Genomic DNA, 21,030 nt, shown 5'->3' with positions numbered 1-21,030 from the left:
GACTTTTAATCCGTTGGCCAGGGGTTCAAATCCCCTACGGCCCACCAGGATGTGAAAAGGGGAATCGGTCAGATGTTCAGCGTACCGATCCCCTTTTTTTTATGAGCTACAACCACAAAACGTCACTTCCCTCTGACGGTATAGACGCGATCAAACTCCTTGTCCGTTCCGAATCTGCGCTCGAATTCCACTGTTCTTTTCACTGCGACGAAATTACTCTGAGCGTTCCCGTGTCTTTCGCAGGTTCTTCCAGAACGGTTTATACAGAAAGCTTCTTTCGTCCAGTTCGCAGAGCCGCCGGAACATCGCTTTTGTTACGGTAAAGGCAAGAATGTCCGGCGGGATATGCTGCCGCATGGCGATATCGGTGGCGCCGATGACGGCCTGTGGCGCGTCAAGGTCCTCAAAAAGCCCGACAAGCTGGCTGCAACCCGAACCGAACGGCACGATAACGGGCGGGATCTCACCGGGCGCGCTGTCATAATTCGCCCCAAGGCTGAGCGCGCCCAATTGATCGGGCGTGATGAAGAAGGTGATGCTCTTGAGATATTCGAACTGGCTTTCCCGAAGCGGCCCGATACAGACATGCCCGTGTTCCGGATGATGCGGCTTCCGGTAATCGATCCATCGTTCCATCAGTTCACGTGATGCTTTCAATCCCTCGCCATCGACAAGGAACGTGATCAGGTCCTCTTCCGCACGGGAGCTTGCACCGCAGAGCCAGCGCCCGCCGCCGGCACATCCGTAATTCCGGTCCGTGATATGGAGCGTCTTACCTTTAAGCCAGTCCTGATAGAAGGCAAAAACGCAGGTGTGCTTACGCGGCTCTGGCTGGACCAGGGGTTCGAAAGGCCCCGCATCGGGAGCATCGTAAAGCCCGATAAGCGGGATGGTAATGCCGAGCTTCTCAAGTAACCGCGACGGATCTGGTTGCATGGAAACCTCCTCGTGTTGAATATAGCGGGAGTGTAGAGGTTTCTCTTTATTCTTGCAACAATGATGTTGACCTCCTTTCCCATTGACTTTTCCCCCGGAGTGCTTATATTGTGCATCGCGGAAAGACAGCTGCACCGAGACGGATATCACACGCGATTCGATGGAGGAATGAATACGGTATGCCTGATTCGATCATGACCCTGTTTCCCCTGGTTCTCAATGAAATGGAATCCATGAAGATCCCCCTGGAACTGTCGGCGAACGTGGCCCTTGAACAAATACGCGCCCTTTCGGCGGGTTTTGATATGGCGAAAAACGTTCACGACACGGGCCTGCGGATGACCCGGCAATTCGTCTCACTGACACCGCAGGGTGAAAGGGAAAAGACAGAAGCGTGTTTCGACCTCTACCGGGAAACGACCGATTCTCTGTATCACCTGTACAGGAAGAGCCTGCTCCAACCCTTGATCCGGTATTACCAGGAACGGACCGGTGAGCTCGATTTCATCAGGCTTTTCACCGATGCCCTGCCCCAGCAGGACTGGAGTGACGAGGTCGCGCACTCCCGTGTCCTTCTCGACCTGCCGAGCATGAAGCTCATCGACATCTCCGCCGACGTGAACCATACGGTGGAGAATTACACGGTGGTCTTCGCCCCCCGTGCCGGGCACCACTCGAACATCGCCGAGCGTGTCGCGCTCTATCTCAGAAGTTGTGGTCTTACCCGGATGGCCATCGTGGAACAGAAATGCGCCGAGGATATTCCGCTTTTAGTAGACGGCACGAGACATCACGAAAACTTCGACGGGCAGGTTGAACAGTACCGGCGGATCCTCCAGCACCTCAGGGACCGGGCAGGGTATCCCTCGCACCTGGTCGCCGTCTGTCAGCCGGGACCGCTCCTGATGACCACCCTCATCCTGAATCCGGAACTGGGAAAAACCTTCGGATCGGCTGGGTCTCCCATGGACACTGATGCCGAGCGGGGTTTCCTGACCGATTTCTGCCGCGCGGCGGGTGCACATTACATGGAAAATCTCGATGTCCTTTTCGGCCGAAAGGTCCGGGAAGAGCGCACAGGGTCGGGACGGGACATGTTCGACGGCAGGCTGCATGTTCTCGGATTTTACCTTCTGTCCTCCGACATGCACGCACGGAACTTCCGACGACTTCTCGACGACCTCAAAAAGGGCAAAGTGGCAGATGCTCAGCGTCAGATGGCCTTTTACCAGTGGTATAACTTCGTTCAGTGCTTCCCAACGAGTTTTATCGAAGACACATACAAACGGATCTTTGTCAAGAATGAGCTGATCCGGGGGAAACTGACCATCGACGGCAGGAGGGTCGATGTAGCGGACTATCCCGGCTCGGTACCCATATGGGCCCTCGGCGGCGCTGCGGACAATATCGCCCCGCCGCTCCAGGCGACGGGACACATGAAGTATATAACCTCGGTACCGGATTCGCAGAAACTGACCCTCATATGCGATGGGGGGCACATGGCGCTCTTCCGATCGGAAAAGGTGCTCAGGGAGCATTATACGCGGATAGCCGCGTTCATGCTCGACCACAGTGACATTCATTCGAAATGATGTATCCGGAAGTCTTCGATGCCGCAAAGGAATCAAGATTCAGTTCAGGGTTTCTTTTTCTTTGTATCTTTCCCTTTTCTTTGAGGGAACTCCCCCTCAAATAGGGATTGAAAGGGCGACATGGTCTGCATCGTCTGTTTCGCCGCTTCTGAGAAATCCGCGCTCACTTCAAGCCACTTTCTGAAATGCTTGTCCATTTCATCCTTATAGGAAAGATAGTTCTGTACGGTCTGCTGCAGATAGTTCTCAAAAAATTCTTTCAGGACCGTATCTCCGAATCGGATTACCATGTGCAAGAAAGGAACCGGCAGAAGGCTGTTTCTCGTTCTTGCTTCCTCAACGATGATCTGGGTCAGTATGAAGGCCGTCACGTCGTCTCCAGTTCCGGCATCAAAGACCTCGACGGTCTGCCCGCCGCGAATCATATCGGCGACCTGGTTGAGGGTCACGTAAGTGCTGTTCTTCGTGTCATACAGACGCCTGTTCGAATACTTTTTCAACAGGATGTGATCATCCATGGTGCCGCCCCTCCCGGTACTTTTCTTCTACGGTGCAATATTTATTTTCTGTCAGTTTACGGTATTTCTATATCATGTATCGTTATAACAAGCACATATAATATTTCATCGTCAAAAAAATATTATTGTGCATTGCAATAAAAATTCCTTGACAATGGGGTATTGAATATTATATTAGTGAAAACAAAAAAAACCGGCCTGGAGGAAAAAGGTATGGAAACTACAATGGAAACTACAAGAATTGCAAAACAAATGGTAACGCTCTACCGGACGGTGTTCAACAACACCTATAACACGATGGTCATGTGCCAGGAACAGTTGGAGAAATCAGCGGATGTTGCAATGCAACAGATGACCTGGTTGCCGGAGGAAGGGATGAAGACCGCCCGGGAATGGGCCGAATCATATCGGAAGGGGCGCGAGGAATTCAAAACCATCATCGATGCCAACTTCGGCAAAGTGGAAGAATTTTTCGCAAAAACAGAATGATTATACTATAATGCGACAAGCACAGGAGAAGGAGGGTATTATGGACCAGAAAGAATTATTCAAACAGATGATCACTTTTAACAAGACGACCTTTGACAACAGCTTCAACGCAATGGTCATGCTTCAGGACCAGGCGGAGAAAATGGTGAATTCGCTTCTCGAACAGGCCACCTGGATGCCCGAAGAAGGGAAAAAGGCCATTTCCGAATGGGCAGCATCCTATAAGAAGGGACGTGAAGCGTTCAAACAGACCGTTGATGAGAGCTTCAAAAAGGTCGAGGAATTCTTGCTGCAATCAAAAGGCAAGGGAAAGTAACACAGAAAACGGCGACGAGGGCGGCGACAGTTCGACCGGCACCGCCCTCCCCTTTCTTACGGTCAATGCACGTTGAAGGCTCGCAAAAATGATCGAACGACAAAGAAAAATAACACGGCTACTCATCGAAACGAACAGATTGATGGTCGACAACATGTTTCATACAACGGATTTTTTTCAGGAGCAGGGCAATCTGATGTCGTTGATCCTCCTTGAGCAGTTGTCGGGTTTGGAGGCCGTCGGAAGCCTCCTGACGCACCGCCTGACCCAGGCATACAGGAAGGCCTGGGAGGAATTAAAGAAGGGCGCGGAAAGCCATTTCCAAAGAACGGAGGAATTTTTTCGCGACCCCCGGTAACGCAAGTGAACCTTTCTTACCATAAGGAGTTGCCATGACACCCCCTCTGAATCCCACTGAAGAATTCTACACCTTTTTAATGGAATACCCGGAACGGCTTCAAGAGCTGTATATGAACATGATCATATCAGGCCTTGAAAAGAACAAGGCAATGCAGCTTTACTGGGAAGGCCTTCTGAAATATTTTCACGATTTCGTGGAGGCATACTGGATCGCCGTCGGCTATTTCCAGACAGCCGAGCGGAAAAAGCTGCTGACCATCCCCGCCTGGGAAAGTATCAGGGATTACACGGCCATTCTGCAGATGAACCTGCAGCTTGCCACACAGGCGATATCAAGCAGCTATGCCGTGACAAGCGACTATCACCTGAAAGAGCTCACGCGTTCGTTCTCGGCCTTCATGAACACCATACTCGATATCGATGGAGAAGACCTGGAAAGCCTCAGCACCGACGAGGCAGAGTTGATGGAACGGGTCGTTCAGACTTTTCCTCAGGTGATACGCGATATCCGGAGCGAATACGGGTTTCACTTTGACAGCGGCAACTACATCAAGACGGCGGAAACGGACCGTTTCTTCCTCTACCAGATCCTTCCCACCGACAAGAAGGTCCGGACAAAAAAGAACGGCAAGCCCCTGATCGTCATACCGCCCTATGTTCTCGGTTGTAATGTGCTCGCCTTTTTGCCGGGCGACAATAAAAGTTACGTTCACAATTATGCCAATCACGGTATCCCCATTTACATCAGGGTGAATAAAAATATCGCGACGACGCCTGAATTTCAGTTGATGACCGGTGAAGATGACGCCCGGGACACCCGCCTGTTCTGCGAGGTCGTCAAAAAGAAGCATGGAAAGCCGGTCACATTGAACGGTTACTGTCAGGGAGGGTTTAACGCGCTGTGCAATATTCTCTCAGGAGAGCTCGACGGCCTGGTGGATGCGCTGATCACCTGCGTGTCGCCAATGGACGGCACACGGAGCAAGGGACTGGGCAACTTCCTCAAGGTCATGCTGCCGCAACGTTTCAATGACCTCTCCTATGGAACAAAACGCATGCCCAACGGCAATCTTGTCGCCGACGGCAAACTTATGGGCTGGGTGTACAAACTGAAGGCGATCCAGGATGAGTTTCCCCTGGTCTCCATGTACCGTGACATGATCATGCTCACCTCCCGTGACGGAAAGGATGTCAAGATCAACAAGACCGTCGCCGCCATCCAGCACTGGCTGCGATACGAGAGGGTCGACCTTCCCCTGGGCATCACGGACATCAGCTTCAAGTCATACAACATTCCCATCCGGAAGGACGGCACGCTTCCCATCGAGCTCTTCGGTCGCAAACTGAATCTTCATGGGATGAAGGAAAAGGGGATCAAGTGGCTGATCTGTTACGGCGAAAGCGATGACCTCGTCGAAAAGGAAACGGCCTTGGCACCGCTGGATTTCATCGATGTGGAAGTAACCCCATTCCCGAAGGGACACCTCGCCATGGCCACTTCCTGGTCGAACCCGGAATCCGAGTATGCTTTGCATACACGTTTCGGAGAGGGGAAACGGTACCGGGGGCCAGTCCGCTATCAACTGGACCTCGATGATGAACTGAGCAAGAAGGGAGGGAAAAGTGGATAAAAATTTCCTGCAGTTCTGGAGTGCCTTTCTGACGAGCTACGTCAGGGGCCAGCAACAGATGGAAGAAATGACGCGGTGGATACAGCAGGGATTCAAGGGGTTCGACGAACTGACCGCTCTTTTTCAGAAGGCTTACGGGCTTGATCGGACCAGTGATTCAGCTTCCGGATATCTCAGGATGTGGGAACGGGCTATCGAGGATTTTGAACGGTCCTTCTCGGAATATCTCGCCTACCTGGGAGTCGTGCCTCGCAAGGAACACCTGGAACTTATCGAAAAGTACGAGAACCTCAAGAATGAAGTGGGATCACAAGAGGAGACCATCAAAAACCTGCGGGAACTCCTTGCCAAAAAGCATCTCGCCGCCGAGGATTACCACCGTGCATATCAGGAACTCATGACCACCCAGACTGAAGAATTTCAGAAGCTGGTGCAGTCAATGGGAGAATACTTCAAGCCCGGCGAGCAAACCGAAAGACCCGGGAAAACAGCGGGCAGACCGGCGTCTCAAAAGGGAAAACAGGCACGGAAGAAAAAGAAGGAGTAGAACAGACCCGCTTACGCCTTGGGCGGGCTGACCAGGGCCTCTCCGGTTATGACCGTCGTTCCCGTCTGGTTCGTAACGGTCGTGTTCAGGCGGACCCTGTTCTTTTCCTTGTTTATTTCAACAACTTCAGCACGGGCGGTGATCGTATCCCCAATCCTGACGGGGGCCGTGAATTTCAACTGCTGCTGGAGATATATGGTTCCCGGACCGGGAAGTTTCGTCCCGAGGACTGCCGATATCAAGCCGGCGGCAAGCATGCCGTGAGCGATACGTGTTTTAAAGAAGGTCGTCCCGGCATATTGCTCGTTCACGTGGGCGGGGTTGAGGTCGCCCGTAATGCCGGCATAAAGATAGATATCGGATTCAGCGATCGTCTTCGCGAATTCAGCCCAATCACCAAGTTTCATTTCGTCAATGGATATTCCCTTCATGGCAGAGGCTCCTTTCCTCACACGGGGGTTCCGCCCCAAACAACCGGCGCCGTCCTTACCGAAACACTAAAACCATGACCGATGGCTCCAGAGATCATCCTTCAGGTCCTTCATGTCTTCCTGAAGTTTCAGGTAGAGGGAAGCGTTCTGTATGGCCACCCCCCCCTGGTGGGCAAGAGCCGACACAAAAAGGATCTCATCATCGCTGAAGTCACGTTCTTCTTCCGAATAGAGCCGCAGCACACCGACCACCTTATCCCTTGTTTTTATCGGGACACAGAGGATCGAAACGATCCCTTCCTCCTGCTTCTCTTCCCGGTACTGCACACCGGGGTCAACCGCCGCGTTTCTGACCACCACCGGGGTCCCCTTCAGCGCCTTGGCGATGCTCTTTTCCGCGGACACGGGGCCCTTTCTGACATACGCGTCGCTCAGGCCGAAACTCGCAACGAGGCGGAGCATTTTTTCATTCTCATCAAGGAGCCGCACCGACACTGCCTTGACATTGAGGGCCCGTGCGAGTTCCTCGGACAGGGCGGCCATGATCTTCCTGACATCGAGACTTGAGTTTATGTTCGCGGCAAGATCATAGAACAGTTGTGTGTTCTTCCTCAGTTGCTCGACGAGACGGGCATGTTCGATGGCCATACCCCCCTGCTCTGCGAGGGCCGTCAGGAATGAAACCTCCTTTTCACTGAATTCCCGGGGGGTGCTCGTATAGAGCGCAAGGATCCCGATGGCCCGGCCTTTCTTCATGACAGGCACCACCAGGATGGAAGCGACACCTTCCTGCCGCTTAGCCTCATGATTTTCGATCCGTGGGTCCGTCGTCGCGTCGTATATGGCGATGTGACCGCCGTGAAGAATGGGCTCCACGACCTTCCTGGCATCGATCGGCTTCGAGTGCAGATAGTTCTTTGAAAGCCCTTTCTGCGCCCCTTTCATGAAGAGGTCTCTCTTCTCATCGAACATGAAAAGGCTCGCCGCTTTTCCGCCCATGCTGTCGATGGCGCTTTTCACGATAAGGTTCAGCAGCTCCTCCGAATCAAATGCCTCCCCGAAGGCACGGCTCACTTTACAAAAAGCATTAAAAAAATCATTTTTTTCCGTCATAGGGTGTCTCCATCCAATACTATTTTTCTATCTTTCGACCCGCCCGGACCGACCTCTTTCCCGCAGCGGTTTCTCTTTTCTTCCGTACCGTCTCCTTTTTTTTCCGCGCCCCTTTCCTGCCGGCCCCGCCTTTCGCGGGATTCTCCCGTTCGGTAAGCCATTGCACTATTTTCGGCACGAATTCCTTCTGGGTCTTGGAGCTCACATAGATACCGATATGCCCCGTATCAAGGCAGACATCCTCCGTGTCGGCGCTCCCCACCTTGCTGGTCAGAACGTCTGCGGCCCCTGGAGGAACGAGGTGATCGTAAAGGCCGTATATGTTCAGCAGCGGCATGGTTATCTTTCGCAGGTCAACCCGCTTTCCATTCAGATAGAGCCTGCTGTTGATGAGAAGGTTCTTCTGATAGCAGTCCTTCACGAATTGCTTGAATGTTTCACCCGGCACATCGGGACTGTCAAAGATCCATTTTTCCATGCGTATGAAGTTCTCGACGAAAGCCTTGTTGTCCATATTCTCAAGAAATCCGATGTATTTATCGATCATGAGGCGGGCCGGATTGAGAAGCAGGAAACCGAAGTTCATCAGATCTCCCGGCATGTTCCCGAAGGCGTCGATCATGCGGTCCACGTCAACATGTTTCATCCAGATATGGAGCAGTCCCTGGTCGGTGTCAAAGTTTGTGGGGCAGACAGTGGTGATGAGGTTCTTGACCTTTTCCGGGTGCAGGGCCGAATACATGACACAGAAACTGCCGCCCATGCAGATACCCATGAGGTTGATCGTATCATGCCCCGTCCGTTCCCGCACGAAATCGACGACATCATCCAGGTAGACGTTCACATGGTCATCGATCGTCAGAAAACGGTCCTTCCGGGTCGGATACCCCCAATCCACCATATAAAGGTCGACCCCCGCCTTGAGGAAACTGCTCACGACGCTTCTACCCGGTTGCAGGTCAAGCATGGTCTCCCGGTTTATCAGGGCGTACACGACCAGAAGGGGTGTCTTAACGGAACTTTCCGTTCCGGCCTCGGCAGGGTAGTGTTTCAGGGTTACCCGGTCCTGCCTGTAGATCACCTCGTATGGCGTGGTGGCGATGGCAGTATCAAGACTGCCGAGAAGAATATCCGATGCTTTCTGCGCCCGTTCCTGCACCTTCCCGGCATCCTCGGCCAGTTGTTGCATGATTATTTCAACGGGAATTTTAGGCTGCTCCATGGCTCAACCTCCGGAAAAGCAAAAGCGCCTATTTCTTATTGTTCTTTTCAAGTTCCCTGATCTTTTTCTTCAAAGCATAGATCTCCTGGTACAGGTCATCCATATCCCGTTCCGTCGGGACAGGCAGGGTCTGCAGGATATCCTGCAAAGAGTCCCTTCTGGCAAGGAGAAAATCATCAAGGGTATCGAGGGTCTCTTTGAGTGCCTGGGCATACTCGTGAGACTTGAAGAGGGTCATGTAATGACCTTCCAGTATCTTGATCCACATCCGGTAATAATCCTGGGATGTATCCGGGAGCTTCCCCTCTCGGGTCAATTTCTCTACCTGCTGTTCCATCACACGGGCCGATTTTTCCATCGGCAGGTAGAGAAGGCGGAGGAACTCGCCCAGCTTTGATTGAAAGACGTTGTATCTATCAATGGCCAGGCCGAGCCGTTCCTGATAGAACCGGGTCAAGCCCAGTTGGGGGACCCGTAAGAAGGGACTTATCTCTTCCCGGTACAGGTCCGACCAGATACGATTGATGTTCTGATCGAGATTCTCAAACGTGTATGCTTCCGTCTGCTCACCGATCTTGCCCAGTTTCCTGAACCACTGGTCCTGGGCGCGCAGATACCCCTCCCAGGTGGAGGTCATGATCTTCATCATGATCTCAGGAGCAACAGAGGTCGCTTTCATCACCGGATCCACTGCCGCCGGCTCGCTCATCATCGTCGCCAGGGTGGTCCATAGCCTCAGGGTGGATTCCAGTGATTCCCTGACACCACCTTCACCTTTTTCCTCGGCACTCTCGGGCATGCCGTATGTGTCGTTACTCTCCGTACCCGTTCGGGGTGCCATTTTCCAGAACTCCCCCGCCATTTTCAGCCAGGCATTCATTAACACATCGTATCCTGTCTTTTCCCTGGATTCCTGCTCCATGGCTCTCAACCCCCTAAGTATACGAATAATGTCATATTTTCAGATGAAGGTCAATAAGATATCAAGTGTCTGAGTAACTGAGTGCGGGATTAGGATGATTACGGATTACGGATTACGGATTACGATTCCCGAATTACCAATCCCCTTTACCCTGCCGCCGAAGTATGATAGCAGGTCTTTCTATTCAGGAAACGGTTTACTCTATGACAGCCGCAGAGCATTCGAAAACATATCATCACCGAAAACCGCCCCGCCGCGGGCGGCGGTCTGCGGTAAACGACCGGCAGGGAGCAAAGCATGTACCACGGGGCAGGCGAATGGTCCCCTCCTGCGACCCCTCCCTTGCCGGCATCCTTTCACGCATCGGAAAGCCCGAACCGCTTCCCTTCGTGCCGGACCCCTTTCAGATGGAAGCCCTCGAGGCGCTGTCGGTATCGGACTGCCTTGTCGTGGCTCCGACGGGCTCCGGAAAGACCTGGATCGCCGAAAAGGCCATCCAGGCGATATACGAACGGGGCGGAAGGGCCTGGTACGCATCGCCGCTGAAGGCACTCACCAACGCCAAGTGGGTCGAATTCGGCGATATCTTCGGTTCCGAACAGGTCGGCATACTAACGGGCGACACGAAGGAAAATTCCGAAGCGCCCATCATAACGGGCACCACCGAAATACTGCGAAACCAGCTCTACGATGCCATGCACCACGGAGAAGACCTCGACTTCGACCTGGTCATTCTTGACGAGGCGCACTATCTCGGTGACGAGGACAGGGGCGTTGTCTGGGAAGAGATCATGATGTACCTGCCCCGCAGGGTCAGGCTTCTGCTCCTGTCGGCGACGATCGGGAATAGTGATGAAATAGCCGGCTGGCTGGGCGGTCTTCGGGACAGGCAATGCATCGTCGTGAAGGAATCCGGCAGGCCCGTGCTGCTCGTTCCGATCTTTCTCACACCCACGGGAATATTGATGCCCCTCCTGAAGGAACGCAGGCTGTATCCCGGCATACCCTCCTCCGGAAGCGAGGACAAACAAGGGTCCGACAGGCGGTCCCGATTCATGCCGCCTCCCTTTGACGATATCATCTCGGTTCTCAGGACCTTCAATCTTCTGCCGGCGATCTTCTTTCTGAAATCACGGCAGGAGTGCGATAATGCCGTCACCCGTATCAAAACCTCTTCATCGCGCACCGATGAATTCCTCTTTGACGAGGATTCCCGAAGCATCCTCGAACGTTTTCCTTTCCTGAAGAAGCACCGGCAGCTTATCCATCTCCGCCGGTCACGGGTCGCCGCCCACCACGGCGGTCAATTGCCGGCGTGGAAATTCATGGTGGAACGGATGATGAAGGGGGGACACCTTGAAGCCGTTTTCGCGACCACCACCGTTGCGGCGGGGGTCAACTTCCCGGCACGGACGGTGGTCCTTTTCAATTCCGACCAGTTCAACGGCCACGATTTCCTTCCCCTCACGGCAACGGCATTTCACCAGATGACCGGAAGGGCGGGCCGGCGGGGCCTCGACCGGATCGGCTTCATGCTTGCCTATCCCGGGCGGTTCATGGACCTCTCCCTCATGCGTGACCTTTATTACAGAAAGCCGGAAAAGATCCTCAGCCGCATCAGAAACGACTTCTCCATGATACTGAACCTGCTTTTGTCCCACACCCCCCGGGAGATCCGCGACATATTCGAAATGTCCTTTGCCGATTATCAGAATCCCGGCAAAAAAAGGGGCATGAAGAACCTCAAGAAGGAATTCGACCGGTACCTGCTCTTTCTTAAGAACGAGGGCTTTGTCAACGGAGCGGGAAAGCTCACGGAGGACGGTATCTGGGCATCACGGCTCCGTCTTGATCAGCCGCTGCTCATAGCCGAATGCCTGAGGAACAGGGCGTTCCCCGAAAATGACGAGCCCCTGCTCGCGGCGGTTATCGCGAATTTTGTGTATGACCGGAATCAGGATATTCCTCTTTACAAGCGGCAGGTGCCGAAACGGGTGAGGCGCGCCTGCAACCGTATCTTCCGGACGATAGCGCCCCTGGTGGAACGGATGGAATCAGCGGGATTTGACGTTACCCCGTTGCGGTTGTGGCCCGCCGTAGCGATCTATCACTGGGCGCGGGGGATGGATTGGGATGAATTGACCGAATCGATGCGGGTGGCGGACGGCGACCTTGCAATGCTCATTTCCCGCACGGCCGATAATCTGAACCAGCTGGCCGATCTCAGGGAAAGCCACCCCATCATAGCGGAAAGAGCAGCCCTCGCAAAGCAGATCATCCTGCGGGAACCGGTGGTTTTCGGACCGGAAACGGAGTGAGCCGCCCCTGCCTTATGAGTCCAGGTCCTTTCCTGTCTTTGTGAAATTAAATCCCTTTTCCCTGAAGAGCCTCAGGCATGCATCGACTGCTTCAACATCGAGGGTCTCTCCCCTGTTCTTCTCAATTTCTTCGAGAGCAACCTCTATGCCAAGGGCCGGTCGGTAAGGACGATGTGACGACATGGCCTCCACCACGTCGGCCACGGAGATTATCTTTGACCCACGCTGTATCTGGCCGTTCGTAAGTCCCTGGGGGTATCCGGACCCATCCAGCTTTTCATGATGCTGATGCACCATTTCCGCGATGGGCCAGGGAAATTCGATGCCCTTTAGAATATTGTATCCCGTGTCCGGGTGCTGCTTGATTATTTGGAACTCCGTACTTGTTATTCTCCCCGGCTTGTTCAGGATCTCGGTCGGTACATTCATTTTTCCGATGTCATGGACCAGCGAGGCAAGCCGGATCCCTGTTATCTCATCCTCGGACAGGCTCAGTTCCCCGGCAATTGCAACGGCCAACTGTGCAACACGAAACTGGTGTCCCGCCGTATAGGGATCCCGGATTTCCACCATTGAGGCCAGGGCGTTGATGGTATTCTCCAGGCCCTGCATTAGCCGGTCGATACCCTGGCGATATTTGTGTTCCGCCTCGTGTTTGTACAAGGCCATTTCAATGGTGCTGTGCAGTTCCCGCTCCTCAAAGGGCTTGAGCATGTAACCGAAAGGCTCCGTCACCTTGGCCCGTTCAAGGGTCTTCTCATCGGCATAGGCCGTGAGGTACACAACGGGAATGTCGAAGCGGTTTCGTATCTCGTCAGCCGCCTCTATCCCATCCACGTTCCCTTTCAGAATAATATCCATCAAAACCAGGTCAGGTAGCAGCTCTTCCGTTATCTGTATCGCCTCTTCCCCCGTTGAAGCGATCACCGGTGCGTCGTATCCGAGGCGTTTCAACTTGCTCTGGATATCACGGGCGATGATAGTTTCATCCTCAACAACGACGACTACGAGTTTCTGTTTTCCCGTCATGGTTACAACCTCTTTTTGTACTTAAGTTCTTCGAAGGCGATCGTGAATTTTGTCCTCCCATGCCGATCAATCACAACCGTTCCGTCGATTTGCTACGACAGGATACTACCGACACGCTTCAGGCCGGGGGCTCCGGCTGTGATATTAATTCGCTTAGTCTAACAACTTTCATGATTCATATCTACATTAAAATCATTATGATTTTTATCACAGCAAAGTCTTTTTATAACGAATCTCCTTTCCCGAATAACGAATCTCGATTCCCAAATCCCGTTTCCCGAATTATTCCCGAATTATTCTTGACTAACCGGATAATATACGAAATTATAGCGACATCCGGCATTACTCGAGAAAACAACAACGTAACGCAGGGGGTATTTCCCAATGTTTAAAAAGATCCTCTATGCTACAGATTTTTCCAATGAGTCCATGGCAGCGCTGGAGTATATAAAACAGTTGCGAAGCGCCGGTGCGGAAGAAGTGATCATTCTCAATGTCGTCGACCGCCGGGGATTGAGCGACCTCTCGCGTTACGCCCGGAAGGACCTCGAAGGAATTCAGGAAGACCTTGAGAAAAAGGCAACGGCCGAGATGAAGCCCATTGAAAAGGACCTGAAAGACCACGGCTTCAAGGTCCACCTGCGCGTGGAAAAAGGAGGCCCTTTCAATGAAATACTGCGGGTTGCCGAGGAAGAGGACGTATCTCTTATCGTTACCGGCTCCCGGGGAACGGGAAATTTTGAGGAACTGTTCCTGGGATCCGTTTCGTACAAGGTGGTCCGGAAAGTCAGAAAACCCGTCCTTGTGATCAAAACATAACGCGCATTCGTGGGTACTGTTCCTCCTCCATCACCGGTTTACCCGGACATAGGTTCGACAGAACTGTAACCTTCCCGCCTGAAGGAGTCGTTCATGGATCCAGTGGAGCGCATCATCAGGACCCTCGAGGGAAAACCGGTCGACCGGGTACCCTCCTTCGGGGCCATGGTCGAAGACCGGACGTTCAACGAGGTGCTCGGTGCTCCTCTCATTTCCCAGGAACAGCGAATGAACAATCCCCTGACACGATTCGTCCTTGACCGGTGGGGCGCCAAACTGCCGAAATCCCTTTTTCAGGCCGAATTGAACCGCACCTTTGAGAAACGCATCAAGGCCCAGGTAGAGCTCGGGTTCGATTCTCTCTGGGCGATCCTCGACGAAACCTTTCTCCTCAAGGACTCCGGGACCATGGTGAGGTTTACGGGATCCGTATACAGGATACAGCCGGACGGATACGGAAACATGACCTACATGTACAGCGGCCCCGGCATCACTAGCCGTGAGGACTTCGAAGCATGGCCTCATTGGCCGGACACGGACGACCTGGCTCAGAACACATACCGGTTCTTCAGGAAGATGGTTTCGAAATACGGCAGCCGCTCCTGCCTGTGCGGCCAGGCATCGGCTTACGGCATTCAGGAATCCCTGCTCTGGGCGGTGGGATTCGAGAAAATGCCGATCTGGCTCAGGCGCGAGAAAGACCTGGTGGAGCGGTTCATCAAGCGTAACGAGGAAATATGCCTGAAAACCAACATGGCCATGATAGACGCGGGAATTCCCGTCATCATACAGACCGACGACTTCGCCTTCAAGAGCGGTCCCATCATGAATCCCCGGCTCGTCGACGAGATATTCGGACCTCCCTACCGGCGTATCATCAAAGCGGTTCACGACTGGGGTGCCAAGTATATCCTCCACTCCTGCGGCGATAACACGCTTCTCTTCGATACCTTCATAAAATGGGGTGTTGACGGTCTGCACGCCTATGAAAACACCTCCAACGTAGACATCTACCGGGAAAAGGAGCTGCACGGCGACGCGGTCACGATCGTGGGTGGTGTCGGGGTCGATTACCTGCTGACGGACCGTTCACGGGACGAAGAGGTGGTCGCGGAAGTAAAAGATCTGATCGAGCGGATAGGTCCCGGCGGCAGGTTCATGATCGGACCCGTTCACAGCCTGAGTTCGATCCCGGCGCACAAGTTACGGGTCATGCTTCAGGCGGTTCGCGAATACGGTGCATACCCGATCGCAACGCATTCATAGTGATCGAGGATACGGAGCGCGCAAAGGTGGGAATGATGAAAGATTCTCTTACGGCGGTACAGGAAGCGATCAAGGACATCCTGATAGACGATATCAAGGAACGGGTTCAGGCCTGCCTCGATGATGGAATGACACCGGTGGAAATAATCGAGGAGGGCATCGGCGCAGGGCTGGAATACGTGGGCCGGCAGTTCGAGGAGGGAACCTATTTTCTTGCCGACCTCATCCTGGCGGGAGAAATGGTCAAGGAGGTCATGCCGCTTCTGGAAGCACGGATGGACCGTGGAGGAACCGTAAAAAAGGAACCGGTGATCCTGGCAACCGTTCGCGGAGACATCCATGAGATAGGGAAAAATATCGTCGGCATGCTCCTGCAGGTGAACGGGTATGAGGTCATCGACCTCGGCGTCGATGTGCCGGCGGAGGACATCCTGGCAAAGATCACGGAAACGAACGCCCGGCTTGTGGGGCTTTCCGCCCTTCTGACGACGATGGTCGGCGGCATCAGGGAAGTCGTCGACGCCGTGGCCGCGGCAGGCTTGAAAGACCGGGTCAGGATCGTCATCGGCGGCGCCTGCACGTCAGATCATCTCAGGGAAGAAATGGGCGCCGACGCCTATGGCGAATCCGCCGTTCAGGCGGTCAAGATCTTCGACAGGCTGTCGGCGGCATGACATCCATCGCCGTAACCGATCTCAATGAACTCATGAATGTCACCGTCATTGATGCCATCCCATTCGACATCCCGCCCGATCATCTCTATCCGATGATGCGGGTGACAGCCGGGAGCGATCGGGCCCGCCATCTGGACGCTCTCCTGACCGAGGCTTCCGGTATCGCCCGGCCGAAGATCGCCTATAAACTGGCGGCCATCGAGCACGGCAACGACTCGACCGTGTTCATCGACGGTATCCCGCTGAAAAGCCGGCTTGTGAAGACCAATCTGAAAGATCATCGGAGAGCCTTCCCTTTTATCGCCACCTGCGGGACCGAACTGGATGAATGGTCCCGAACCCGCTGCAACACGCTCGACACCTTCTGGGCAGACACCATCACCATGCTGGCACTGGGCACCGCCCTCACGACTTTTAAGGAGCACATCAGGGAACGATTCGGGACCGGACCGACCTCGACGATGAACCCGGGGTCTCTCGAAGGCTGGCCCTTGGAGGAACAGCACCGCCTGTTCTCGCTCCTCGGCGATGCTCCCGCGGCAATCGGCGTCCGCCTGACCGAAAAGACCATGATGATCCCCCTGAAATCGGTCTCGGGCCTGGAATTCGAGTCAGACATACCATTTTGCAACTGCCGGCTCTGTCCACGGAAAGACTGCGGGGGGCGACTGGCACCTTACGACAGGGAACTGCATGAAGCCATGCTCGGCTGAAACCGGCACGGAGAGACTGAAATGAAGGACCTTATCAAAAAACTGCTGGAGGAAGGGCCGGTCGTAACGGACGGCGCCTGGGGGACCGAACTGTTCAGGAGAGGCCTGCCCCGGGGGTCCTGCCCGGAATCATGGAACCTGGAGCACCCGGACCGGGTCGCCGAGGTCCCGGCACAGTATGTGGCGGCGGGCAGCCGTGTGGTTCTGACCAACACCTTCGGCGGCAACCGCTTCATTCTCGAAAAACACGGACTCGCGGACAAGGTCCGGGAGATAAACACCACCGGAGTTACGATCTCCAGGCAGGCGGCGGGTGACCGGGCCTTCGTTTTCGCATCCATCGGACCCAGCGGCAAGATGGTCCTCATGAAGCAGGTCACCGCCGGTGAACTGGAGAACGCGTTCGCCGAGCAGGCGGAAGCCCTCGCGGCGGCGGGCGCCGACGCTCTCGTCATCGAAACGATGATCGATCTCACAGAAACCCTCGCGGCAACGGCGGCCGCGAAGAGAACGGGCCTGCCCGTGGTTGCCAACATGGTGTTCGACGCGGGGAAGAACAAGGACCGCACGATGATGGGAGACACACCCGAAGAGGTCGTGGAAAAATTATCGGCGGCCGGTGTGGACGTCATCGGCTCCAATTGCGGGAAGGGTATCGAAGGTTTTGCCCCGATCTGCCGCCGGATGCGGGCCGTCACCGACCTCCCGCTGTGGATGAAAGCAAATGCCGGCATACCGGAAATCATCGGCGGTGAAGCGGTCTACCGCACGACACCCGAAGAATTCGCCGCTTTCGTCCCCGAACTTGCCGAAGCGGGCGCGAATTTCATCGGCGGGTGCTGCGGCACCACTCCCGCATTCATCGCGGCGATCAAGAAAAAGCTCAGGGCCGATAAGGCCGATCCCGTAATAGGGTGACGTGGATCTGAATTGTTCGTCGCCGATAATGATCGGCAATGAACGACACACGTCAAAAGCGGACTCGACCCTCTTTATTTTCAGCTATCGAATATCGGTGTTGCCAAGATACACAAATTTACAGGTCAATCAGTCGATAGGCGGTCAAAACGATCTTCTTCCCAGTTGCGATAATAGCGCCGGAACATCTCCAGCCATTCGGCGACAATTCCCGCGTCGTTCTTGATCGACCTGCCGGTGGCCTTCAGACAGGGTCCGCCCAGGTATTTATACTTGAAGGCGCCGATTCCCCAGTGGTCCCGGATCCTTCTTTTCAGTTCACTTTCGCTTTTGCTCTTCAACACCTCCCGCATATCCCACCTGCGCGTATCGGTGATCGTATGCATGATAAAGGGATCGGCCTTGACCCTGTCCTCATATCGTTTCAGGAACGATCTTGACGTATCTCCCGCCTTTATCGCTTCAAGGGCGACGCCGGCCGCGATGTCCGCTGAGAACCAGGCAGAGGGTACCCCGTCACCGAAGGCGGCGCTTTCAAATCCGGCCGCGTCACCTATGATGAGCATGCCGTCGCCGAAGTACGGCATTTCACGCATCTCGCGGATCAAACCCGCATAGATGGGACACACATCCCAGGTGACCGCCCGTAATGTTACCTTCGGAGCGATATCTTCCCTCCATCGCCGCACCTTTGTTGTAAAATTGTCGAAATATTCCCGGAGAAGTTTGGCTACGTTCGGAATTTTTCCCTCCGTCACCAGAAACTGCCCCATTCCGGGATGGATGCTGTTCCTGTAAGTAAAGAAATAGAGTGCCGATCCGTAACCGAGCGGGGCACCGATCCGTTCCTCCGGCATGACATGAAAGAACTCCATGCTGTTCCCGAAGACACGGTCCACATCCTCTTTCGCCATCTCGAAATCCCAAATCATATAAAGCTCGATCGCTTCGGGAACGAATTTTTTCCTGATCCCGGCCTTGATTGACAGGTTGTTCTGCGTGCCCCCGGCATCGATGACGATCTTCGATCTCAGCTCTTCCCCCTTATCCGTAATGACACCCCTGACGGAGCCATTCTCCTTTATTACATCGACCACCGTTGTGGCAGTCCTCAACTCGACGCCGGAATCCACGGCCCGGTCCGCGAGCCAGGTACAGAAAGGTTTACAGTAGGTCGAATAACCGACAGCGATAGGCGCTGGAAGCCTGAGCGAATGATCGTAATCATATATCTCACCGTTCTTTACGAACCGGTTCATCACGGAACGGATCGGTCTTTCGAGAGGCGGATTTCCTTCACGTATAAATTCCGGACCGAAGAGAAATCCATAGATCGGTATCACGAGCCCTGATACGACCTTTTCACCGGGTATCCGGGACCTCTCAAGCATGATGGTGTGCAACCCCGAGTCTGCACATCTCTTTGCCGCCACCGGACCACCGAACCCTGCTCCCACGACAATGACATCGTATTGTTCAGCCATGTGATCACCCCCAGTTCGTTCTGAAACCTGTGCCGCCCGCAGGCCATGAAAAATCGATCGCCCCGTCCTCACAAACATACCAGCAGGCTCCACATTCCATGCATTTTTCTGTACTCCTGATCCGGGCCTTTTTATTCACTATCTCATAGCATCCCGCGAGACAGACCTTGAGACAGTTTCCGCAACCGGTGCACTTCTCTTCATCGATCGTGATGAAATTACCGGTACCCTCCACCCATTCAACACCGGGAATGTCCTGAAACGTCTTGACCATGATACACCTCCCTCGATCACATGCCCGCAAGATACCGATACGACCGGCATGGGCAGGCACCTTTTTAGAGATCCGGCTGACTGAAAATGGTTACGTTCCACATTGTATTTAATCACACACGTTATGCAGAAGGTGATAACGGGCTGTAATTATTATCAGAGAACCAAAGTAAAAACCCCCGCCTCTCTTAGCCGGCTGGCAATGGAGCGCAGCGGAATTGCCATTCCGAGGTGATGCGGTTGTTATGGTTTTCTCTGATCCTACTTTCTTGCGATATATACACCGTAACTGTAATGAGCTTTATATTTCTCATACAGTTCAATTTCTCGATTTTCCACTTCAACTATTGCTCGTGCTTCTTCACTGTTGCCGTTCCGGCTGAGGAAATCCTTAAAGCTATCCTGCATAGGCCGATAATAATTATCCAGCCAACAATGCTCCGGTAAAACAAAATAGCCGATCGGAGAATAACCGTTCTTCTCCAGTACGCCCATCTTTGAAGAGGCCACATCAATTTCGGGGTATTCGCCATCCCAATATTCTTGAAGTTCAGACGGACGGGAGCTTGTTATCCAGGTAATCTCCGAAACCACCAGTAGACCGCCAACTTTCAGATAGCGCCTCCAGTCTGTTACGCCTTTTTTAAAGCCGATATTGTAAATCGCACCCTCAGACCAGATAACATCAAACTCCCCTTCCTCAAACGGTAGTTTGTCCATTGAAGCACAAAGAGGAGTGATCTTTTCTGCAATACCCTCACTCCTGGCTCTAGTTTCCAGGACATCCAGAAAGTCTTGAAGGAAGTCTACAGATGTAATTCTGGCATTGAGCAAACGCGCTAAAATCAACGTCGAAGCGCCTGTGCCACAGCCTATGTCGGCAATTTTCAATGGCGCATTTCTGTCTATACAAGCAAGATCAATTGCTCTCTTTGTTTCTTCATCGCCTCCCGGGCCCTGACGACTTGCACTTTTATGGAGGTCTATAAGTAATTGGAATTCATCCACTCTCGTATCCTTCTTGTTTTGTAGCCATAACTTCGCGGATCAGGCGCAAGAAATGGCGTAGCTATTTTTTGTCACCTGAACCCTTTGGTTCGGCTAGTGATCTTGCCTGGAAAGCGCTTCAAGCATTCTGACCGCGCGACCTTCTATGGTTTGATGAAGTTGTGTGACCATGGAATCGCTGTATTCTCTGGTCTGTGTCTGGACCTCATCAAGCTTGTTCAAAACACTATGGCAGCTCTCTGACATTCGTTCTCGTATCATCGGCCAACCAAGACCAGCCTTTTTTGCCATCTTCTTCCAGTCTCCAATCGTGAATGCGTTGACTGATTCGCAGCCACCAATTTTCATCGCGAGATTCTTGGAGAGGTCAGGCCAAGCAAGAGTGGAGACAAGATCATAATAGGGAGATAGCCGTCGTTCGCCACCAGAATATAAAAATGAGTAGTTCTTG

23 protein-coding genes are annotated in these 21,030 nt (G+C 53.6%); 12 read left to right on the top strand and 11 right to left on the bottom strand.

Annotated features, from left to right (window positions below):
• Positions 1-213: 213 nt before the first annotated feature.
• Positions 214-936, bottom strand: coding sequence for a DUF169 domain-containing protein (locus JXO48_03975; protein MBN2283028.1), 723 nt, complete (start codon positions 934-936; stop codon positions 214-216).
• A 179-nt stretch (positions 937-1,115) separates the two neighbouring features.
• On the opposite strand from JXO48_03975, the gene JXO48_03970 reads away from it, so the two are divergent.
• A complete protein-coding gene (locus JXO48_03970) occupies positions 1,116-2,528 on the top strand; it encodes a DUF3141 domain-containing protein (protein ID MBN2283027.1) in 1,413 nt (470 codons plus the stop codon).
• Between the two features lie 44 nt (positions 2,529-2,572).
• Here the strand turns inward: JXO48_03970 and JXO48_03965 are convergent, their stop codons facing one another.
• Complete coding sequence (locus JXO48_03965) at positions 2,573-3,046, bottom strand: transcriptional regulator (protein ID MBN2283026.1); 474 nt, start codon at positions 3,044-3,046, stop codon at positions 2,573-2,575.
• A gap of 225 nt (positions 3,047-3,271) precedes the next feature.
• Here JXO48_03965 and JXO48_03960 point away from each other — a divergent pair, with 225 nt between their 5' ends.
• The 5 genes from JXO48_03960 (at position 3,272) to JXO48_03940 (ending at position 6,389) form a co-directional block, all read left to right on the top strand.
• Positions 3,272-3,535 (top strand): hypothetical protein, encoded by a 264-nt coding sequence (locus JXO48_03960; GenBank protein MBN2283025.1) that lies wholly within the window; start codon positions 3,272-3,274, stop codon positions 3,533-3,535.
• Between the two features lie 40 nt (positions 3,536-3,575).
• Positions 3,576-3,851 (top strand): hypothetical protein, encoded by a 276-nt coding sequence (locus JXO48_03955; GenBank protein ID MBN2283024.1) that lies wholly within the window; start codon positions 3,576-3,578, stop codon positions 3,849-3,851.
• Between the two features lie 88 nt (positions 3,852-3,939).
• Positions 3,940-4,209 carry a hypothetical protein gene (locus JXO48_03950; protein ID MBN2283023.1) on the top strand — a complete coding sequence of 90 codons (270 nt, stop codon included), beginning with the start codon at positions 3,940-3,942 and terminating at the stop codon, positions 4,207-4,209.
• Between the two features lie 34 nt (positions 4,210-4,243).
• Positions 4,244-5,842 carry a metal transporter gene (locus tag JXO48_03945; protein ID MBN2283022.1) on the top strand — a complete coding sequence of 533 codons (1,599 nt, stop codon included), beginning with the start codon at positions 4,244-4,246 and terminating at the stop codon, positions 5,840-5,842.
• Positions 5,835-6,389, top strand: coding sequence for a hypothetical protein (locus JXO48_03940; GenBank protein ID MBN2283021.1), 555 nt, complete (start codon positions 5,835-5,837; stop codon positions 6,387-6,389). The genes JXO48_03945 and JXO48_03940 overlap by 8 nt, the downstream gene beginning before the upstream one ends.
• Before the next feature lie 11 nt (positions 6,390-6,400).
• On the opposite strand, the gene JXO48_03935 is transcribed toward JXO48_03940, so the two are convergent.
• From JXO48_03935 to JXO48_03920, 4 genes are all read right to left on the bottom strand, one after another.
• Positions 6,401-6,820, bottom strand: coding sequence for a MaoC family dehydratase (locus JXO48_03935; protein MBN2283020.1), 420 nt, complete (start codon positions 6,818-6,820; stop codon positions 6,401-6,403).
• A 66-nt stretch (positions 6,821-6,886) separates the two neighbouring features.
• Positions 6,887-7,933, bottom strand: a complete 1,047-nt coding sequence (locus JXO48_03930; GenBank protein ID MBN2283019.1) for a GAF domain-containing protein — start codon at positions 7,931-7,933, stop codon at positions 6,887-6,889.
• 19 nt (positions 7,934-7,952) lie between these two features.
• Positions 7,953-9,155, bottom strand: coding sequence for a class III poly(R)-hydroxyalkanoic acid synthase subunit PhaC (phaC, locus tag JXO48_03925; protein MBN2283018.1), 1,203 nt, complete (start codon positions 9,153-9,155; stop codon positions 7,953-7,955).
• Positions 9,156-9,183: 28 nt separating this feature from the next.
• Positions 9,184-10,077, bottom strand: coding sequence for a hypothetical protein (locus tag JXO48_03920; protein MBN2283017.1), 894 nt, complete (start codon positions 10,075-10,077; stop codon positions 9,184-9,186).
• Positions 10,078-10,280: 203 nt separating this feature from the next.
• On the opposite strand from JXO48_03920, the gene JXO48_03915 reads away from it, so the two are divergent.
• The gene (locus tag JXO48_03915; GenBank protein MBN2283016.1) at positions 10,281-12,395 is read left to right on the top strand and encodes a DEAD/DEAH box helicase; all 2,115 of its coding nucleotides are present in this window, start codon (positions 10,281-10,283) and stop codon (positions 12,393-12,395) included.
• A 12-nt stretch (positions 12,396-12,407) separates the two neighbouring features.
• Here the strand turns inward: JXO48_03915 and JXO48_03910 are convergent, their stop codons facing one another.
• Positions 12,408-13,424, bottom strand: a complete 1,017-nt coding sequence (locus tag JXO48_03910) for a response regulator (protein ID MBN2283015.1) — start codon at positions 13,422-13,424, stop codon at positions 12,408-12,410.
• Between the two features lie 384 nt (positions 13,425-13,808).
• Here JXO48_03910 and JXO48_03905 point away from each other — a divergent pair, with 384 nt between their 5' ends.
• From JXO48_03905 to JXO48_03885, 5 genes are all read left to right on the top strand, one after another.
• Entirely contained in the window at positions 13,809-14,243 is a 435-nt protein-coding gene (locus tag JXO48_03905; protein ID MBN2283014.1) for a universal stress protein, read from the top strand.
• A 93-nt stretch (positions 14,244-14,336) separates the two neighbouring features.
• Entirely contained in the window at positions 14,337-15,509 is a 1,173-nt protein-coding gene (locus JXO48_03900) for a hypothetical protein (GenBank protein MBN2283013.1), read from the top strand.
• 35 nt (positions 15,510-15,544) lie between these two features.
• Positions 15,545-16,183 (top strand): cobalamin-dependent protein, encoded by a 639-nt coding sequence (locus tag JXO48_03895; GenBank protein MBN2283012.1) that lies wholly within the window; start codon positions 15,545-15,547, stop codon positions 16,181-16,183.
• Complete coding sequence (locus JXO48_03890) at positions 16,180-16,896, top strand: vitamin B12 dependent methionine synthase (GenBank protein MBN2283011.1); 717 nt, start codon at positions 16,180-16,182, stop codon at positions 16,894-16,896. Before JXO48_03895 ends, JXO48_03890 begins: the two co-directional genes overlap by 4 nt.
• Positions 16,897-16,917: 21 nt before the next feature.
• Positions 16,918-17,814 (top strand): homocysteine S-methyltransferase family protein, encoded by an 897-nt coding sequence (locus JXO48_03885; protein MBN2283010.1) that lies wholly within the window; start codon positions 16,918-16,920, stop codon positions 17,812-17,814.
• Positions 17,815-17,939: 125 nt separating this feature from the next.
• Here JXO48_03885 and JXO48_03880 read toward each other — a convergent pair whose 3' ends face one another.
• From JXO48_03880 to JXO48_03865, 4 genes are all read right to left on the bottom strand, one after another.
• On the bottom strand, positions 17,940-19,298 hold the full coding sequence (locus JXO48_03880; GenBank protein ID MBN2283009.1) for an NAD(P)/FAD-dependent oxidoreductase: 1,359 nt from the start codon (positions 19,296-19,298) through the stop codon (positions 17,940-17,942).
• Between the two features lie 4 nt (positions 19,299-19,302).
• A complete protein-coding gene (locus JXO48_03875) occupies positions 19,303-19,572 on the bottom strand; it encodes a 4Fe-4S binding protein (protein ID MBN2283008.1) in 270 nt (89 codons plus the stop codon).
• Positions 19,573-19,832: 260 nt separating this feature from the next.
• Positions 19,833-20,579 (bottom strand): class I SAM-dependent methyltransferase, encoded by a 747-nt coding sequence (locus JXO48_03870; protein ID MBN2283007.1) that lies wholly within the window; start codon positions 20,577-20,579, stop codon positions 19,833-19,835.
• 93 nt (positions 20,580-20,672) lie between these two features.
• Positions 20,673-21,030, bottom strand: a 358-nt coding sequence (locus tag JXO48_03865; GenBank protein MBN2283006.1) for a HipA domain-containing protein, incomplete at its 5' end; no start/stop codon positions are given.

Source organism: Deltaproteobacteria bacterium (assembly GCA_016933965.1).
Taxonomy (GTDB): domain Bacteria; phylum Desulfobacterota; class Syntrophia; order Syntrophales; family UBA2210; genus JAFGTS01.
The sequence above is the reverse complement of the archived record's forward strand: the minus strand, read 5'-3'. Positions and strand labels throughout refer to the sequence as shown.

Bases quoted from the DNA above. Each gene is read 5' to 3' on its own strand.
- JXO48_03975 (MBN2283028.1), bottom strand. From the start codon at position 936: ATGCAACCAGATCCGTCGCGGTTACTTGAGAAGCTCGGCATTACCATC.
- JXO48_03970 (MBN2283027.1), top strand. From the start codon at position 1,116: ATGCCTGATTCGATCATGACCCTGTTTCCCCTGGTTCTCAATGAAATG.
- JXO48_03965 (MBN2283026.1), bottom strand. From the start codon at position 3,046: ATGGATGATCACATCCTGTTGAAAAAGTATTCGAACAGGCGTCTGTAT.
- JXO48_03960 (MBN2283025.1), top strand. From the start codon at position 3,272: ATGGAAACTACAAGAATTGCAAAACAAATGGTAACGCTCTACCGGACG.
- JXO48_03955 (MBN2283024.1), top strand. From the start codon at position 3,576: ATGGACCAGAAAGAATTATTCAAACAGATGATCACTTTTAACAAGACG.
- JXO48_03950 (MBN2283023.1), top strand. From the start codon at position 3,940: ATGATCGAACGACAAAGAAAAATAACACGGCTACTCATCGAAACGAAC.
- JXO48_03945 (MBN2283022.1), top strand. From the start codon at position 4,244: ATGACACCCCCTCTGAATCCCACTGAAGAATTCTACACCTTTTTAATG.
- JXO48_03935 (MBN2283020.1), bottom strand. From the start codon at position 6,820: ATGAAGGGAATATCCATTGACGAAATGAAACTTGGTGATTGGGCTGAA.
- JXO48_03930 (MBN2283019.1), bottom strand. From the start codon at position 7,933: ATGACGGAAAAAAATGATTTTTTTAATGCTTTTTGTAAAGTGAGCCGT.
- phaC (MBN2283018.1), bottom strand. From the start codon at position 9,155: ATGGAGCAGCCTAAAATTCCCGTTGAAATAATCATGCAACAACTGGCC.
- JXO48_03920 (MBN2283017.1), bottom strand. From the start codon at position 10,077: ATGGAGCAGGAATCCAGGGAAAAGACAGGATACGATGTGTTAATGAAT.
- JXO48_03915 (MBN2283016.1), top strand. From the start codon at position 10,281: ATGACAGCCGCAGAGCATTCGAAAACATATCATCACCGAAAACCGCCC.
- JXO48_03910 (MBN2283015.1), bottom strand. From the start codon at position 13,424: ATGACGGGAAAACAGAAACTCGTAGTCGTCGTTGTTGAGGATGAAACT.
- JXO48_03905 (MBN2283014.1), top strand. From the start codon at position 13,809: ATGTTTAAAAAGATCCTCTATGCTACAGATTTTTCCAATGAGTCCATG.
- JXO48_03900 (MBN2283013.1), top strand. From the start codon at position 14,337: ATGGATCCAGTGGAGCGCATCATCAGGACCCTCGAGGGAAAACCGGTC.
- JXO48_03895 (MBN2283012.1), top strand. From the start codon at position 15,545: ATGAAAGATTCTCTTACGGCGGTACAGGAAGCGATCAAGGACATCCTG.
- JXO48_03890 (MBN2283011.1), top strand. From the start codon at position 16,180: ATGACATCCATCGCCGTAACCGATCTCAATGAACTCATGAATGTCACC.
- JXO48_03885 (MBN2283010.1), top strand. From the start codon at position 16,918: ATGAAGGACCTTATCAAAAAACTGCTGGAGGAAGGGCCGGTCGTAACG.
- JXO48_03880 (MBN2283009.1), bottom strand. From the start codon at position 19,298: ATGGCTGAACAATACGATGTCATTGTCGTGGGAGCAGGGTTCGGTGGT.
- JXO48_03875 (MBN2283008.1), bottom strand. From the start codon at position 19,572: ATGGTCAAGACGTTTCAGGACATTCCCGGTGTTGAATGGGTGGAGGGT.